The following is a 15,190-nucleotide window of genomic DNA, read 5'->3' on the forward strand; positions in this document are numbered from 1 at the left end:
GCAACCTGTTGTAGGGGCAAGATAGTCAGATGGGCAATTCATGCGCCCTGGCGATGATACCATCGCCGAAGCGCTCGACAAAGAGCGCGCCCTCCACCGTGCGCTTGATCAGCACGTTGCGCTTGTCGAGTTCGTCGCGATGGCGCGACACCAGCTTCAGCGCGCCCATCGTGTCGAGCGCGCGGGTGATCACCGGCTTGGTGACGTTGAGGCGGGCGGCCAGCCCGCGCACCGTGTGCGGCGGCGGATCGAGATAGATGGTGAACAGGATCGCCGTCTGGCGCATGGTCAGGTCGGGCGCATCTTCGCGCACCTGCGACAGCATGACTTGCTGCCACAGTCGCAAGGCCTGGCTCGGGCGCATCGCAATCGACATCGCGCCAGCATGACGGCAAATTGTTTCGGTTCCGTTTCAGTTTTAGCGATTTGCCGGCTCTGCTTGCTGTCACTCCGTCAGCCAAAGCGTGTCGAGATAACCCGCTCCAGCGCGCGAATGCCTTGTGCCTCGCCGCCGGCGGGCCCATGCGGGCGATCGGCGGGGTTCCAGGCAAAGATGTCGAAATGCGCCCAGATCGCCGTCTTCTCGACAAAGCGCTTGAGGAACAGCGCCGCGGTGATCGAACCGGCGAAACCGTCCGTGGTGACATTGTTGACGTCGGCGATCTTCGACGAAAGCTTCGCATCGTAGGGCCGCCACAGCGGCATGCGCCACAGCGGATCCTCGACCGCCAGCGACGCCGCGGCGAGGTCCGAGGCCAGCGCCTCGTCGCCGGTATAGAAAGGCGGCAGATCGGGGCCAAGCGCGACACGGGCGGCTCCGGTCAGCGTCGCCATGTCGACCAGCAGCTGCGGCTCCTCGTCATCGGCCAGCGCCAGCGCGTCGCCGAGCACGAGCCTGCCTTCGGCGTCGGTGTTGCCGATCTCGACAGTGATGCCCTTGCGGCTCGCCAGCACGTCGCCGGGTCTGAAGGCATTGCCGGCGATCGAGTTCTCGACCGCGGGGATCAGCACGCGCAGTCGCACCTTCAACCCGGCGGCCATGATCATCGAGGCCAGGCCAAGCACATTGGCGGCGCCGCCCATGTCCTTCTTCATCAAGAGCATGCCGGATGACGGCTTGATGTCGAGACCGCCTGTGTCGAAGCAGACGCCCTTGCCGACCAGCGTCACCTTCGGCGCGCCCATGGGGCCCCAGATCATGTCGATCAGACGCGGCGCACCCGATGCAGCGCGGCCGACGGCGTGGATCATCGGGAAGTTCTGGGTCAGCAGCTCGTCGCCCTTGATGACGGAGACTTCGGCTTTGTGAGCCGCGGCCAGGGTGCGCACCGCCTTCTCCAGATCATCCGGTCCCATGTCGCTGGTCGGCGTGTTGACCAGATCGCGGGCCAGGAAAACGCCATCGGCGATGCGGCGAACGCGCGCCGCGTCGACACCGGCCGGCACGTCGAAACGCAGCACCTTGCCCGGCTTCCTGCCGTAACGGGTGAAGACATAGCCGCCGAGCGCCAGCGCGATTGCCGCGAGCTCCGGCTCGGCAGGAATGGAGGCGAAATGCCAGTCGCCTTCCGGCAGGGTTTTCGACAGTGCACCGAGCGCGAGTGCGCCTTCCCCGTCGCCGGTGCCGAACAGGGCGCCGGCAAGTGCGCCGTTTTCGCCGGGCACGGCGAGCGTCCTGCCTGCCTCGCCGGAAAAGCCGTTGGCCCTGGCCCATGCGACAGCAGATGGCGCAAGGCCCGCGGCCTCCAGGCCGTCACGCGCCACCAGATGCACCGGCAGCGCACCTTGCAATTTCGTTTCGACGAGTTCGACAGGCATTCGATGTTCTCTCCTGCCGACCCTTCGCGAGTCGGCGTTTCTTAACTCTCCGTTAGGGTTAACAGAATATTTCTGCGGGAGGGAAGATGGCCACGCAATGGCCGCGCATGAATGGAGGCTTAGGTGTCGATGCCGACCAACCGCACAGTGAATGCCAGAGGAAAACGGCTCGCCACCACCGCCCTCATGCTGGCGCTCGCGGCGGGCGTCGCCGGATGCGGAACCAGCAGGATGACCACCGGCTCGATCGATCGTACCAGCGGCAAGCCGCTGGAGAGCATGTCGGCGGGAGAGGTGCACAATGCCACGGACGCCCTCGGCCAGTCCTACTCCAGGAATCCCAACGACAAGCGGATCGCAACCAACTTCGCGGCCGCGCTGCAGATGGACGGCGATGCCGACCAGTCGCTTGCCGTGATGCGCAAACTGGCGATCGCCTATCCCAAGGATCGCGACGTGCTCGCCGCCTATGGCAAGGCGCTGGCCGCCAATGGCCAGTTCGAGGCAGCGCTCGACGCCGTGCGCCGCGCACAGACGCCGGAATATCCCGACTGGAAGCTGGTGTCGGCGGAAGCGGCGATCCTTGATCAGCTCGGCCAGAAGGACGATGCGCGCCAGCTTTACCGAAAGGCGCTCGAACTCAAGCCGAACGAACCCTCGGTTCTCTCCAATCTCGGCATGTCCTATGTGCTGGAAGGGGATCTGCGCACCGCGGAAACCTATATGCGTTCGGCCGCCCAGCAGCCCAACGCCGACAGCCGCGTGCGGCAGAACCTGGCGCTGGTCGTCGGCCTGCAGGGTCGTTTCGACGAAGCCGAGAAGATCGCCTCGCAGGAGCTCTCGCCCGAGCAGGCACAGGCCAATGTCGCCTATCTCAGGCAGATGCTTGCGCAACAGAATGCCTGGAGGCAGCTCAAGGATCAGGACAAGCCGAAGACGGCAACCAACTGAGGCGACGATCTACAAAGGCCCATTTGAACGAAGAAGCCGCGCTGAGTTCAGCGCGGCTTCTTCGTTTGTCTCCACGTGCCCCGCCGCTACTTGGTCGATGATGACGGATGATCGGTGCCGAAGATGCCACGCTGGCTGACCTGGATGCCGGCCGGACCCAGGATGATGGCGAAAAGCACCGGCAAGAAGAACAGGATCATCGGCACGGTGAGCTTGGGCGGCAAGGCGGCGGCCTTCTTCTCGGCGGCATTCATGCGCTGATCCCGGCTTTCGGCGGCGAGCACGCGCAATGCGTGCGCCACCGGCGTGCCGTAGCGTTCGGCCTGGACGAGCGCCTGCGACACCGATTTGACCGATTCCAGACCAGTACGGTTCGCAAGATTCTCATAGGCCTGCTTGCGTTCCTGCAGATAGGAGAGCTCGGCGTTGGTCAGGATGAATTCTTCCGCCAGAGGCACCGACTGCGCGCCGATCTCGTCGGCGACCTTGCGGAGCGCGGCTTCCACCGACATGCCCGACTCCACGCAGATCAGCATCAGGTCCAGCGCATCCGGCCACGCCATCTGGATCGACTGCTTGCGCTTGGTGGCGCGATTGTTGACATAGACGACCGGCGCGTAGAAGCCGCCATAGGCGACCAGGATGCAGACGAACAGCCGGATGACCAGGGGTTTGTCGGGCAATCCTCCGAGCACGAATATGTAGACCAGCCCCAGCGCGAAGCCGACAAAAGGCAGAACGAGGCGGAAGAAGAGAAACCGCGTCAGCGGGTTCTGCCCGCGAAAGCCGGCGACCTTGAGCTTCTGCAAGGTGCTCTCGTCGGCCAGTGCGCGCCGCAAGTCGAGCCGATCGACAATGTTGCGCATGCCGACCGACTGTTGCTCGCGCAGGCCCTTGCGGCGGCGATCGGCCTCGCTCGCAAGCCGCGCGCGCTGCTTGGCGCGAAGCTCGTCGCGCTCCAGCGCGACCGACTTCATGCGCGACTTAAGCTGGTTTCCGCCGAATGCCGGCAGCAATGTAAAGACCGTCGCGAACACGGCGATGGCGACCAGCAGCGCGATCAGCAGGCTGGGGTCCGTCAGTGATTTGATGACTTGTTCGGTCATGCCGCGGCCCTAGACTTCAAAGTTCATCATCTTGCGCATGACCAGGATGCCGATCGACATCCAAACGGCGGCACAACCCAGTATCAGATTGCCAACGCTGGTGTTGAACAGCGGCATCAGATAGTCGGGGCTGGAAAGATAGACGAGAAAGGCAACGATGAAGGGCAGCGCGCCGATGATGGCGGCGGACGCCTTCGCCTCCATGGACAGCGCCTGCACCTTGGCTTTCATCTTCTTGCGATCACGAAGCACGCGTGAAAGGTTGCCCAGCGCCTCGGACAGATTGCCGCCGGCCTGCGACTGGATCTGGATGACGATGCCGAAGAAACTCGCCTCGGTGCACGGCATGGTTTCGGGCATGCGCAAGGTCGCATCGGGAATCGACAGGCCCATCTGCTGCGAATCGACGATGCGGCGAAACTCCATCTTCACCGGCTCGGGGGATTCGTTGGCGATGAGGCGCACGGCATCGTTCAGCGGCAGGCCGGACTTGACCGCGCGCACGATGATGTCGAGCGCGTTTGGAAATTCGTTGAGGAATGCCTTGACCCGGCGCGCGCGGCGAAACGATACGAACCAGCGCGGCAGGCCGAGCGCGCCAGCCAACAGTACGCCGGGCAAGACAAGCATCGGCGCGCCGGCCACGAACGCGACCACCGTCAGCGCGAGACCGCATATGGCGGAATAGATGTAGAAACGCTCGATTGAGACCTTCATCCCGGCCTGCCGGAGTTGCGCCTTCAGCGGCGGCTTCTTGATGGCGCTGTCCTTGGTCTTCTGCTTCTCGTCGAGTTCCTTCAGCGAATCCTGCACGGATTTCCGGCGCTTGGCTGCATCCGTCGCGCGGTCGCGGGTGGCCTTGACGACGGACCGGTCCGTCTCGGCGGCCTTGATCGTCTCCAGCCGCTTGCCAGCCTGCTTCTCGTTGCTGATCTGGTTGAACAGGAATGCATAGGCGACCGCGCCGGCGCTGAAGCCGGCGAGCACGACAAACGCCAATACGGTGCCGTCAATTCCAAACATCGACCAGAACCCTCAACGCCGCGTCAGTCAGCGCGTTTCTCCATAGCCTCGAGCGCAACGGCGAGGCGCTGCTCCTCGCCGTAGTAGCGGGCCCGATCCCAAAAATGCGGGCGGCCGATGCCGGTCGAGACATGCTCGCCCAGCAGCCTGCCGTTGGCGTCCTCACCCTTGATGTTGTAGAGGACGATGTCCTGCGTGATGATGACGTCGCCTTCCATCCCAATCACCTCGGTGATGTGAGTGATGCGACGCGATCCGTCGCGCAGACGCGCCGCCTGGATGATCACGTCGATGGAACCGACGACGATTTCACGCACGGTTTTCTGCGGCAGCGAATAACCGCCCATGGCGATCATGGATTCGATACGGTTCAGGCATTCGCGCGGACTGTTCGAGTGGATCGTTCCCATCGAGCCGTCATGGCCGGTGTTCATCGCCTGCAGAAGATCGAACACTTCGGGTCCGCGCACCTCGCCGACGATGATGCGCTCGGGCCGCATGCGCAGGCAGTTCTTGACAAGGTCGCGCATCGTCACTTCGCCTTCGCCTTCGAGGTTGGGCGGTCGGGTTTCCAAACGCACGACGTGCGGCTGCTGCAGTTGCAGTTCGGCCGAGTCCTCGCAGGTGATGACGCGCTCGTCGCGGTCGATGTAGTTGGTGAGGCAGTTGAGCAGTGTCGTCTTGCCGGAGCCGGTGCCGCCCGAGATGACGATGTTGCAGCGAACACGACCGATGATCTTGAGGACTTCGGCGCCCTGCGGCGAGATCGCCCCGAACTTGACCAACTGATCGAGCGTCAGCTTGTCCTTCTTGAATTTGCGGATGGTGAGCGCTGTGCCGTCGATGGCGAGCGGCGGAGCGATGACGTTGACGCGGGAGCCGTCGGGAAGGCGGGCGTCGCAGATCGGGCTGGATTCATCGACACGGCGACCGACCTGACTGACAATGCGCTGGCAGATGTTGAGAAGCTGCTGGTTGTCACGAAAGCGAATGCCGGTCTGCTCGACCTTGCCATTGACTTCGATGTAGACGTTCTTGGAGCCGTTGACCATGATGTCGGCGATGTCGTCGCGGGCGAGCAATGGTTCGAGCGGCCCATAACCAAGCACGTCGTTGCAGATGTCCTCGAGCAATTCCTCCTGCTCGGCGATCGACATTGCGAAATTCTTGATCGCGATGATGTCGTTGACGATGTCGCGGATTTCCTCGCGCGCGGTCTCCGGGTCGAGCTTGGCCAGCTGCGACAGGTCGATCGTGTCGATGAGCGCCGAGAAGACCTGGCTCTTGGTGTCGTAATAGGTTTCGCTCTTTTCGCGTTGGGGCCGCCTCGCCTCCGGCGCGATGGGCGGCGCCTCGACGGCGCGGCGAGCCGGCGGCGCCACAGGCGCGCTCGGCTGCAGCGGTGCCGCGGGCCGGGCAAGAACCGCCGTATCCGCCGAACCCGCTGGCGGCGGCGCGGTCGGCGCCGGTGCTGGCTGGCGGAATTCCGGCGTGAACCGGTTGCCGTCGTCGTTGCCTCTTTTACCGAACATGATCGACTACCGGTTCCAAAAACGTCACTTCTTGTTGCGCGAGAGCTTGCCGAGCAGACTGCCCAGGCCGGCCTTCTTTTTCGTGCGGATTTCGCTTCGCCCGGTCAGCACGTGGGCAATCTCGTTGATGATCGCGACAACCGGGTTCTTGGCATCCATCTCGCCGAGCATCCGCCCGTTATTGGCGGCATTGCCGAACAGCAATGGATCGAAGCCGATGACCGACATCGGCGTCAGACCGAGCGGCTCGGCGAAATCGGACGGCGAAATTTCCGGCCGCTTGGGAACGCCGGCCTGGTTGATGATCAGCTTCGGCGGGGGGTCGTTGGGACGAAGCCGCTTGAGCATGTCGACCATGTTCTTGGTGTTGCGCAGATTGGCCAGTTCCGGGGTCGCGGTAATGACGATCTCGTCGGCCTTGACCAGCGTGTTCTTGGCCCAACCCGTCCAGACATGGGGGACGTCCAGGACCAGAAGCGGCACGCTGCGCTGCGCGGTATCGACAAGCTGCGCAAAGGCATCGGGATCGAAGTCGTAGACGCGTTCCAGCGTCGAGGGCGCGGCGAGCAACGACAAATGCTCGGCGCACTGCGTCAGCAGCCGGTCGAGATAGACTTCGTCGACGCGCTCGGGCGAGTACACAGCTTCGGCGATGCCCTGGGCCGGATCCTGGTCGAAATTGATGTTGGCCGTGCCGAAGGCGAGATCGAGATCGGCGACGACGACCTCGGATTTGAACAGGGAGGACATTGCCCAGGCGACGTTGTGGGCGATGGTGGAAGAGCCGACACCGCCCTTGGCGCCGACAAAGGCGATCGAACGGCCGATGGGTTCAGCCTCCGGATCGACGAAAATCGACGACACGACACTGACGATGTCAGCCATCGAAACGGGCGCGATGACATATTCGGAGATGCCGGAGCGGATGAGCTCGCGATAGAGACCGACATCATTGTAATGGCCGATCACCACCACTTTCGAGGATGGATCGCAGTATTCAGAGAGCTGGGCGAGTTGCTCCAGCAATTGTTTGGGTTCGCTGCGGGACTCCAGCAGGATCAGGTTCGGGGTCGGCGCCGATTGATAGAACTCGATCGCCGTGGGAATGCCGCCCATATGGACCTTGAGATGCGCCTTGGTCATACGGCGGTCCTCGCCGGCGCGCTCGACCGGATTGGCAACGCCCTCGGTCTCGCAGAATGCCTGGATCGAGATGCGCGGAACCGGCCGCAACGCCTGCATCGCGGCGATGTCCTGCGGCGATGTATCACCGCCGTCCACGGTGGCGTCATAGGCAAGATTGCTCATGGTCATGCTCTTTTCCGTGGCTTCTCTTCCTCGAGGGCTCGGCTCAGTACGTCACTTCCGAATTGCCGAGGAATTCATCCGAAATACCTCTTGCACGATAGACATCGATCACCTTGCCGCGGTTTTCAGCGTCGATGGTGGTCTGCTTGCGCGGCCCGAGGAGATCGGCCGGGTTGGCCATCTGGGCAGCGAGATTGTTCTGATAGGAGCAGCCGAAGTCGGCATAGTGCTTGTTTTCCGACGTCTCGAGCACATCGTCGGGCCAGCGTCCGCATTTGTCGGTCTGCGCCCTCACCGCGATATAGGAGACGCGAACCGGGGCCGAAGTCTCGCTCGATCCAGCCTGGTAGGAGACCACGACGATCCGGTTACGCTTGATACCGCTGGCGACCGCGAGCCTGGCGAAATCACGGCCGGCCGCCGTCGCGGCGACCTCGTTGGCCGATCCGCTCGGAATCTGGATGGTCAATGTCGGAGCGGCACTCTTGTCATAGCCATCAAGGAAACCGAGCAGCGTGTCGCGCTGCGAACCGGTCATGCCGCGGTCGCCGGCGCCGACAGGCAGGTCGATCTTCTGGTTCTTCTCCGCGATGACGATCGGATGATTGGTGCGATAGTCGTCCGGAATGGCGCCGACGGTGATGCTGTCGCGCTGGGCGCACCCGGCCAGCAGGGCGGTCATCGCTGCCGCCAGAACCGGCAGCACCCGCAGGCCGGTCCGCGAACGGCTGGCGCGCATCGTCGTGGCGATGGTCCTTGTCTTCAACGCTGACTGAGACATGTCCGCTTCCCCATTCACTTGTAGATGTAGCCGACAACGCCGTGGTAACGGCCGTTGGGCTTGTCTGTCTGCATGGTGCCGTAGACGCGATTGACCTTGCCAAGGAAATTGGCGGCGCCGTCGCTGGCGGCGTTGAAATTGTCGTCCGGCTTGGCGAGATCGTTGCGTGCCACGGGTCTTACCAGGAAGGGCGTGATGATGATGACGAGCTCGCTCTCGTTGCGCACGAAGTCCCTGCTGCGGAAGAGTGTACCGAGTACAGGAATCTTGGTCAGTCCAGGCAGGCCGTTGACAGCCTGCCTGACGTCATCGCGCACAAGGCCCGCGATCATCATCGAGCCGCCGGATGGCAGTTCCACCGTCGTGTCCGCAAGCCGTTTGCGCAGCGATATGATGTTCGTGTCGCCCAAGGAGAAGGAGCCTTCCGTGGTCGGCTCCGAAACCGCAGTCCTTACCTTCAAGCTGATGCGGCCGGCAGACAATACCACCGGCTGGAACTCCAGCCCGATACCGTACTCGACCTGTTTCGCCGTCCAGATCCTGTCGGCATTCTGGTTATCGGCCGATTTCGCGTTGGTGACGGTGTCGATCATGTTGTATTCGCCACCCACTTTGAATGTCGCCTTCTCGCCGGACACGGCCGTCAGCGTTGGCTCGGCCAGCGTTTTCATGACGCCTGACTGCTCCATGGCGTTGATGTAGCCCTGCAGCGATGACCCCGCGAAGTTGAAACCTGAACTGGACAACGGCTTGCCGAGGCCCGGAAAGGTGTCGCTGGTCGCACCGTAGGTGATGCCATTGCTGCCGCCGCGGCCGACCATGTTGACGCCGAGCTGCTTCATCACGGAGCGGCTGACCTCGGCGACCGTCACCTTGAGCGTAACTTGATCGTCGCCGATGATCTGCAGCAGGTTGACGATCTTCGAGACGCGTCGTTCCTGGTCTGGGTTGTTGATGTCGACGCCGCCCTGGGCCGAGCCGCCGGCCGCGGTCTGCGAATACTGCCCGGTCGTTGCTTCACCGCCGGAGACGAAGATCGTCGCCAGGTCGACCGCCCGCTTCGCGTCCAGCGGCGTATCGACCGTTCCGGTCAAGACGACGTTGTCGTTCAGCAGTTCCACCTTGACGGCCGAGGTCGGAAGGAAGCGCCTGATATAGCCCTCCAGGCCGGCGACGTCGCGTTCGACTGCCAGGTCGAGGCTGGCTATCTGTTCGCCGTTCGGACCGAAGACGAAAATGTTGGTCTCGCCGACGGATTTGCCGAACAGGTAGATACGCCTCGCGGTGCGGGTCACCGCATCGGCAACGGTCGGGTTGGCGACGAGAATGTCGTAGGCATCGCTCGGCAGGTCGATGACCACCGATTTGTTGAGGCCGAGCTTGACGCGCTGCGTGGCTGTCGTGGCCGACACCTGCGTGCTCTTGGCCTCGACGACGCCCTGCACATTCGTTCCGACGAGCAGCAGGCCGAATGCCGCGGCTGCGATTGCCGGCAGTTTACCGCTTAGCCTCATTTCCTTGCCCCTACTTCGGAGACTTCGCCCGACTTGATCAGTCTCACCGTTCCCTTGCGGCCATTGCCGGAAACGAGATAGTCGGCCTCGCCCACATTCTTTTCCTGGGTGTCCGCGACCGCGCGCAAGGCCAGCGTCAGGCGATCGGCCATCTGCTGGGCGACGGTGATGATCTCTGCCTGCTTGGGCGTCAGCTCCAGCGTGGCGGTCTGGCCCACCCTGGTCTTCTTGCCCTCCTCGTCCTCCTGGATCGTCTGGTCGATCGCCAGGACGCGGATGTTCTTGAGAATGGTTTCGGTGTTGAAGCCGGTGCTGCCGCTGTTGGCATCCGCCCTGCGGGTCATGATGACGTCGACGAAGTCGTTGGGAAGGATGAAGCCGCCGGCCGAAGTGTCGGCCGAGATGGTCGTGGCGACCGCCCGCATCCCGGAGGGCAGGATGGACGACATGAAGCTCTGCCCCTCGCCGATCAGCTTGGAACGCCGCACCGGCTCACCGGCATACATCGGCACGCGGGCGATCGATCCCTTCAATTTCTCCAGGGCGTCGGGAGCATTGGCCTTGGTGATGAAATTCGCGTTGACCCCGTCGGCCGGCCAGGATTGCCAGGAAATGTTGTTCTGAAGCGCGTTGCCCATCGCGACATCGCCCGAGAGCACAAGCACGTCCTGCAGGGGCACGGCGGGAGCCTGGGGGCCGGAATCGACCACGATCTGCGGGGGCGGCGCGGCGACCATGTTCTTCGCGACATAGCCAGCGCCTCCCGCCGCGGCCACCGCCACGCTCAGAATAATAAGTCGGGATGCTGGCATCTGTCCGAACCTCGCCCTTGGCAAACCACGTGGCCAAGCCGGACATTGCAGCGGCAATCGTCAAAACAAGGTTAATGTAATGCTTACGATCGTGATTAATTTAAGGTTTACATAAATTGTCTGGATCGCGCCGCCACGGATTAAAGGGGCCTGGCCAAGGTTCATTTCAAAGCCGGCCGGGCAATGCGGTCAGGGAACCGGAAAACGATCGCGTTCAGCTCGCAAGCCTGGCCAGCGCCCACACCATCAAAGGTGAATCCGGATAGGTCAGCAGCCCGCCAAGGCCGAGCGCGATCCCGTAGGGAATCCCGACCGACTCTTCCGCGAAATGGCGCAGGAACGGATTGCGGCCGGTCATAACCGCCAGCGGCGACTTCCGATAAAGCAGGATGGCGATCGTCAGCAGGCCGCCGATGAGTGTCGAGACAACAAGGTATTCGACGAGCTGGATGTTCAACCCCATCCACACGGCCGTCGCGGCCAGCAGCTTGGCGTCGCCGCCTCCCATGCCACCCATTGCGAACAGGCCGAACGTCACCGCAAGGACCAGGGCGCCGGCGGCGAAATGCCAACCATAAGCAGCCCATTCCATACCCGTCAGCGGCGCGACCAGCGCGAACACGACGACAAGCAGCACCGACACGCGATTGGCAATTGTCATCGACAGCATGTCGGAGATTGCTGCAAACAGCATGCAGAACGGAAAGACGACGAAGATCAGGGCTTCAAGCATCGGCGCCATGCCTATTTTTCACGGGCTCAATCTAGAATGGATCGATTAACGATTGATGAGGTCTGGGATGAACACGCGGCTCTGTCGGCCGCGACTTCGACAAGCAACAATAAACAGGGGCCGCCCATATGGGCGGCCCCTGTGCGAAAGACAATCTGAACGTCCAGCAAAAAGCAGATTAGCTGCCGCTTGAGTTCAGGGTGTTTCCGATGTTGGAGAACTTGGCGTTGATTGCATTGCCGAGGGCGCCGGCGCCGGTGATGATGGCGAGCGCGATGAGGGCGGCGATCAGACCATATTCGATAGCGGTCGCGCCGGATTCGTCCTTCACGAAACGTGCAAAAAGGTTAGACATTCGAGAGCTCCTACTCCACGTGTTACAGCACTTCCGTCAACTTCTGTGATGGTTGATCGGATGCTGCCAATCTAGGGAGAAGCTCTTTCGATCGGCTTAATAAACAGCCTTACCGATTCCTTTCCCGGCTCGAACGGAATGCGTGGTTAACCCGACGCTAAGCGCTGGCTAATGTACTGTTTCCCAAGCCAATGCCGCGAAAGGCAAGGCTTTGGCAAAGCTTGCGACCGGCGCGGATCCAACCACGTGAACAGCCACGCCGATCGCCACATCCGGCGCCGGCAAGCCGACTTAACCGTTGGTTCACCAATCTCGTTCATGTTCCGTTGAACAGTTTGCTTGCGGGAGCGCATCGATGGCCGTGCAGAGATCCTCAATCCTGATTGCCGTGCTTCTTGCCGCCACGAGCTTGATCACGCCAGCCATGGCCGGCGCCGATATCGAAGTGACGATGAATCAGGCCAAGATCGTGAAGTTGTCGCGTCCCGCCGACACGATCGTCGTCGGCAACCCGGCCATAGCCGATGCCTCGGTCCAGGACGCCTCCACGATCGTGCTCACCGGCAAGGGTTTCGGTGTCACCAATCTCGTCGTTCTCGACCAGGAGGGCAGCCCGATCGTCGACGCGCAGGTTACCGTCGTGCGGCAGGCGGCCTCGTCGGTTCGCATTTACCGGCGTGCCGAGGTCCAGACCATGTCCTGCACGCCCTATTGCGAAAGCTCCTACAAGAGCGAGGCTGAAAAATCCTCCGAGGCCGAGATGAGCGCAAGCAAATAGGCTGCTCGGCCCCACCAGCCTGTCCAGGTTACCGGCCGGTTAAGGCGCCCGCGCCGACTTTAACGATCATTCAAACCGGGCCTCAATTGGTTTGCGCTAATACCCCTGTCGGAACCGTCCAGGGGTGGCAGGAACAGGACATGGGCAACGAATTCAGCTCGACAGATCAGCACAAGGCGGAGCGCGCCGGGTTTCTGACGCGCTTCGTTCGCAATCGCCGTGGCAGCACGGCCATCGAATTCTCGATACTTGCATTGCCGTTCGCCCTCCTCGTATTCGCCATCCTTGAAAGCTGCATCTCGTTTGCCGGCCAGGAGGTGATGGCCAACATCACCGACGATGTCGCGCGCCAATTGCGCACCGGCCAGCTGCGGCCGGCTGACGTCGCCGGGAGCAAATTGACGACCCTGATCTGCGGCAAGCTGCAGATCATCGTCTCCACGGATTGCCCGCAACAGCTGCTCGTGGACCTTCGCGAGTATCCGACCTTCGCGGACGCGGCCACCGCGACCTTCAAGATACAGAACGGCGATGTCGTGCTGATGCAAGGCACGAACTCACAGACTTTCGCAAACACGCCTGGCCTGGCGGAATCGAAGAACATGCTGCGGGTCTTCTACAAATGGCCTGTGATGACCGATCTGATGGCCAAGTCGATGGCCAATCTGAGTGGCGGCAGGACGCTGCATTTTGCGTCGGTGACCTGGCAGAACGAGCCGTTCGGCAATTGAGTCCAGAACGACCAACAAGAAAAAGGCAAATGCCATGATGCGTGCGGGGGCACATCTGAAAATCGCGGAGTCCTGGAGCAGAGCGATCGGATTTTGGTCTAATCGCAAGGGCATCGCGGCGGTCGAGTTCGCTCTTATCGTTCCGATCCTGCTGGTCCTGTACTTCATGACCATGGAGGCTTCGCAGGCCATCGAGACCAGCAAGAAGGTCAGCCGCATCGGCAGCATGGTTGCCGATCTCGTCACGCAGCAGCCGACCATCGTCAAGGCGGATCTCGACGCCATCATGAAAATCGGCACCTCGACCATTCAGCCCTACAACCGATCGACGCCGAACATCACCATCACGGCCATACAGGTCACCACCGATACACCGCCCAAGGTGAACGTGGTCTGGTCGCGCAAGGTGGCCAATGGCGTCTACAGCATCGCCACCGCGCTGCCCGCGACCACGACGGTTCCGGCAACGCTCAAGGTCGCCGGCACCTTCCTCATCCGCGTCGAAAGCAATCTGGCCTATGCGCCGATAATCGGCTGGACGACGGACACCCAGCAGAAGCTCGGATTGACCCAATCCCTTACCACGACGATTCCGATGGGCGAGACCTACTACCTGCGTCCGCGCAGAAGCCTGACCATCCCCTGCGGCGATTGCTGAAGACTTTTACTGCCGGCTACCATTGGCCGACACCAGGCGCACGATGGCTTGCGCCGTCGCATAGTCTTTTGGGGCGACGGTCAGAAAGCCGCCGGAGTGTTTCGATTCCAGGAGATCGTAGACATCCGGCGTCGTCGATTTGAGGTTGGTGAGGAACACGGTCAGCCGGCGCCTGGCTTCCGGGTCGAGATCGCTGCGCACGGCATGGGGACCGTATCTCAGCAGGCTCGACATCCACACCACCTGGAGACCCGACGGCGAAAGGCCGGCCGCTTCGAGCCTTGCCTGCGTGCCGCCGGATAGCAGCGGCTGGCCGTCGGCCGCGGCCCTCACCCAGCCGAACGTGGCGTCGGCCTGGCCGTTGACAAGCATGGCTTCCGCCGCGGACGCAGTATCGGCATGGATCAGAAAAGGGGCATCCTCGGCGATCTCTGCGTGTTCGGCGGCCAGCTCCGTCAGCGGCAAAAGCGAGCCCCCGACGCTGTCCGCCGGCGGCATGGCGATCCGGTGCGTCTCCATCGCCGCCAGGCCAGACAGCTTGCCGTCCCGGGTCAACAGCACGGAGCGGACGCCAGCCGCACCATCGGAATCGACCGGAGCCACAAGCGGTTCGACACATCCGCAACGCTGCAGCGCCGTCGCGTAGGCCGTCGCCGAATAGATGGCGTACTCGATCCGGGCGTTGGCCTGCGCCTCGATCAGCGCCGCGTAGTCGCGCGCGACGACGAACTCCACCTTCATGCCAAGCGCGTTGGTAAAGGATTGCGTCAACAGCGCCAGCCCCGGAACAGTGTTGCCGGCGCCGGGCTCTGCGACGATGCCGATGCGGAATGTGCCGATATCGTCGCGCCAGTCGGCCCGCGCCGGACCACAGCAGAGCGCGCCGTGCATGACCACGAGAGCAGCATATGTCTTCAGCGCGGCGTTCATGACAAGACCGTGCTGCGTTTCCTTCGATCCATGTCCAGGCCCGTGCGTCGTGCTTTACATCTCGGATTGTGTCTGTCGTCGTTGCCCCAAACCCGCGCACACTGTGACCGACATGCTCTCTTGGTTTGTCCATGCCGTTATCCCAAAACCGCTGCACACT

At 62.4% G+C, this 15,190-nt stretch carries 16 protein-coding genes; 4 read left to right on the forward strand and 12 right to left on the reverse strand.

The window, feature by feature from the left end; all coding sequences use genetic code 11:
• Nucleotides 1-25: 25 nt before the first annotated feature.
• Both FJ546_RS03895 and FJ546_RS03900 read right to left on the reverse strand, forming a co-directional pair.
• On the reverse strand, nucleotides 26-376 hold the full coding sequence (locus tag FJ546_RS03895) for a MarR family winged helix-turn-helix transcriptional regulator (RefSeq protein WP_140744160.1): 351 nt from the start codon (nucleotides 374-376) through the stop codon (nucleotides 26-28).
• Between the two features lie 77 nt (nucleotides 377-453).
• Nucleotides 454-1,818, reverse strand: coding sequence for a leucyl aminopeptidase family protein (locus FJ546_RS03900; protein WP_140888164.1), 1,365 nt, complete (start codon nucleotides 1,816-1,818; stop codon nucleotides 454-456).
• Nucleotides 1,819-1,947: 129 nt separating this feature from the next.
• Between FJ546_RS03900 and FJ546_RS03905 the strand changes: the two genes are divergently transcribed.
• Nucleotides 1,948-2,769, forward strand: coding sequence for a tetratricopeptide repeat protein (locus FJ546_RS03905; RefSeq protein WP_140888502.1), 822 nt, complete (start codon nucleotides 1,948-1,950; stop codon nucleotides 2,767-2,769).
• A gap of 86 nt (nucleotides 2,770-2,855) precedes the next feature.
• Here FJ546_RS03905 and FJ546_RS03910 read toward each other — a convergent pair whose 3' ends face one another.
• From FJ546_RS03910 to FJ546_RS03950, 9 genes are all read right to left on the reverse strand, one after another.
• On the reverse strand, nucleotides 2,856-3,875 hold the full coding sequence (locus FJ546_RS03910; RefSeq protein ID WP_140888165.1) for a type II secretion system F family protein: 1,020 nt from the start codon (nucleotides 3,873-3,875) through the stop codon (nucleotides 2,856-2,858).
• 9 nt (nucleotides 3,876-3,884) lie between these two features.
• Nucleotides 3,885-4,898 (reverse strand): type II secretion system F family protein, encoded by a 1,014-nt coding sequence (locus FJ546_RS03915; RefSeq protein ID WP_095771852.1) that lies wholly within the window; start codon nucleotides 4,896-4,898, stop codon nucleotides 3,885-3,887.
• A gap of 23 nt (nucleotides 4,899-4,921) precedes the next feature.
• Nucleotides 4,922-6,430 (reverse strand): CpaF family protein, encoded by a 1,509-nt coding sequence (locus FJ546_RS03920; protein WP_140888166.1) that lies wholly within the window; start codon nucleotides 6,428-6,430, stop codon nucleotides 4,922-4,924.
• 24 nt (nucleotides 6,431-6,454) lie between these two features.
• On the reverse strand, nucleotides 6,455-7,744 hold the full coding sequence (locus FJ546_RS03925) for a CpaE family protein (protein ID WP_140888167.1): 1,290 nt from the start codon (nucleotides 7,742-7,744) through the stop codon (nucleotides 6,455-6,457).
• A 37-nt stretch (nucleotides 7,745-7,781) separates the two neighbouring features.
• Complete coding sequence (locus tag FJ546_RS03930; RefSeq protein ID WP_140888168.1) at nucleotides 7,782-8,519, reverse strand: CpaD family pilus assembly protein; 738 nt, start codon at nucleotides 8,517-8,519, stop codon at nucleotides 7,782-7,784.
• Nucleotides 8,520-8,533: 14 nt separating this feature from the next.
• Nucleotides 8,534-10,033, reverse strand: a complete 1,500-nt coding sequence (locus FJ546_RS03935) for a type II and III secretion system protein family protein (RefSeq protein WP_140888169.1) — start codon at nucleotides 10,031-10,033, stop codon at nucleotides 8,534-8,536.
• Nucleotides 10,030-10,845 (reverse strand): Flp pilus assembly protein CpaB, encoded by an 816-nt coding sequence (gene cpaB, locus FJ546_RS03940; protein ID WP_010913352.1) that lies wholly within the window; start codon nucleotides 10,843-10,845, stop codon nucleotides 10,030-10,032. The genes FJ546_RS03935 and cpaB overlap by 4 nt, the downstream gene beginning before the upstream one ends.
• A 214-nt stretch (nucleotides 10,846-11,059) precedes the next feature.
• Entirely contained in the window at nucleotides 11,060-11,578 is a 519-nt protein-coding gene (locus FJ546_RS03945; RefSeq protein WP_140888503.1) for a prepilin peptidase, read from the reverse strand.
• A 178-nt stretch (nucleotides 11,579-11,756) separates the two neighbouring features.
• Nucleotides 11,757-11,933, reverse strand: a complete 177-nt coding sequence (locus tag FJ546_RS03950; RefSeq protein WP_019863098.1) for a Flp family type IVb pilin — start codon at nucleotides 11,931-11,933, stop codon at nucleotides 11,757-11,759.
• A gap of 355 nt (nucleotides 11,934-12,288) precedes the next feature.
• Here FJ546_RS03950 and FJ546_RS03955 point away from each other — a divergent pair, with 355 nt between their 5' ends.
• From FJ546_RS03955 to FJ546_RS03965, 3 genes are all read left to right on the forward strand, one after another.
• The gene (locus tag FJ546_RS03955; protein ID WP_140888170.1) at nucleotides 12,289-12,711 is read left to right on the forward strand and encodes a pilus assembly protein N-terminal domain-containing protein; all 423 of its coding nucleotides are present in this window, start codon (nucleotides 12,289-12,291) and stop codon (nucleotides 12,709-12,711) included.
• A gap of 140 nt (nucleotides 12,712-12,851) precedes the next feature.
• A complete protein-coding gene (locus tag FJ546_RS03960) occupies nucleotides 12,852-13,442 on the forward strand; it encodes a TadE/TadG family type IV pilus assembly protein (protein WP_140888171.1) in 591 nt (196 codons plus the stop codon).
• A 34-nt stretch (nucleotides 13,443-13,476) separates the two neighbouring features.
• The gene (locus FJ546_RS03965; protein ID WP_140888172.1) at nucleotides 13,477-14,100 is read left to right on the forward strand and encodes a TadE/TadG family type IV pilus assembly protein; all 624 of its coding nucleotides are present in this window, start codon (nucleotides 13,477-13,479) and stop codon (nucleotides 14,098-14,100) included.
• A 6-nt stretch (nucleotides 14,101-14,106) separates the two neighbouring features.
• Here FJ546_RS03965 and FJ546_RS03970 read toward each other — a convergent pair whose 3' ends face one another.
• A complete protein-coding gene (locus FJ546_RS03970) occupies nucleotides 14,107-15,030 on the reverse strand; it encodes a phosphate/phosphite/phosphonate ABC transporter substrate-binding protein (protein WP_140888173.1) in 924 nt (307 codons plus the stop codon).
• Between the last annotated feature and the right edge of the window lie 160 nt (nucleotides 15,031-15,190).

The sequence above is a fragment of the Mesorhizobium sp. B2-4-19 genome (assembly GCF_006441315.1).
GTDB lineage: Bacteria > Pseudomonadota > Alphaproteobacteria > Rhizobiales > Rhizobiaceae > Mesorhizobium.

Coding starts and splice junctions, on each gene's coding strand:
- FJ546_RS03895 (WP_140744160.1), bottom strand. CDS start 376: ATGTCGATTGCGATGCGCCCGAGCCAGGCCTTGCGACTGTGGCAGCAA.
- FJ546_RS03950 (WP_019863098.1), bottom strand. CDS start 11,933: ATGTCTAACCTTTTTGCACGTTTCGTGAAGGACGAATCCGGCGCGACC.
- FJ546_RS03930 (WP_140888168.1), bottom strand. CDS start 8,519: ATGTCTCAGTCAGCGTTGAAGACAAGGACCATCGCCACGACGATGCGC.
- FJ546_RS03945 (WP_140888503.1), bottom strand. CDS start 11,578: ATGCTTGAAGCCCTGATCTTCGTCGTCTTTCCGTTCTGCATGCTGTTT.
- FJ546_RS03960 (WP_140888171.1), top strand. CDS start 12,852: ATGGGCAACGAATTCAGCTCGACAGATCAGCACAAGGCGGAGCGCGCC.
- FJ546_RS03915 (WP_095771852.1), bottom strand. CDS start 4,898: ATGTTTGGAATTGACGGCACCGTATTGGCGTTTGTCGTGCTCGCCGGC.
- FJ546_RS03965 (WP_140888172.1), top strand. CDS start 13,477: ATGATGCGTGCGGGGGCACATCTGAAAATCGCGGAGTCCTGGAGCAGA.
- FJ546_RS03910 (WP_140888165.1), bottom strand. CDS start 3,875: ATGACCGAACAAGTCATCAAATCACTGACGGACCCCAGCCTGCTGATC.
- cpaB (WP_010913352.1), bottom strand. CDS start 10,845: ATGCCAGCATCCCGACTTATTATTCTGAGCGTGGCGGTGGCCGCGGCG.
- FJ546_RS03955 (WP_140888170.1), top strand. CDS start 12,289: ATGGCCGTGCAGAGATCCTCAATCCTGATTGCCGTGCTTCTTGCCGCC.
- FJ546_RS03935 (WP_140888169.1), bottom strand. CDS start 10,033: ATGAGGCTAAGCGGTAAACTGCCGGCAATCGCAGCCGCGGCATTCGGC.
- FJ546_RS03900 (WP_140888164.1), bottom strand. CDS start 1,818: ATGCCTGTCGAACTCGTCGAAACGAAATTGCAAGGTGCGCTGCCGGTG.
- FJ546_RS03905 (WP_140888502.1), top strand. CDS start 1,948: ATGCCGACCAACCGCACAGTGAATGCCAGAGGAAAACGGCTCGCCACC.
- FJ546_RS03925 (WP_140888167.1), bottom strand. CDS start 7,744: ATGACCATGAGCAATCTTGCCTATGACGCCACCGTGGACGGCGGTGAT.
- FJ546_RS03970 (WP_140888173.1), bottom strand. CDS start 15,030: ATGAACGCCGCGCTGAAGACATATGCTGCTCTCGTGGTCATGCACGGC.
- FJ546_RS03920 (WP_140888166.1), bottom strand. CDS start 6,430: ATGTTCGGTAAAAGAGGCAACGACGACGGCAACCGGTTCACGCCGGAA.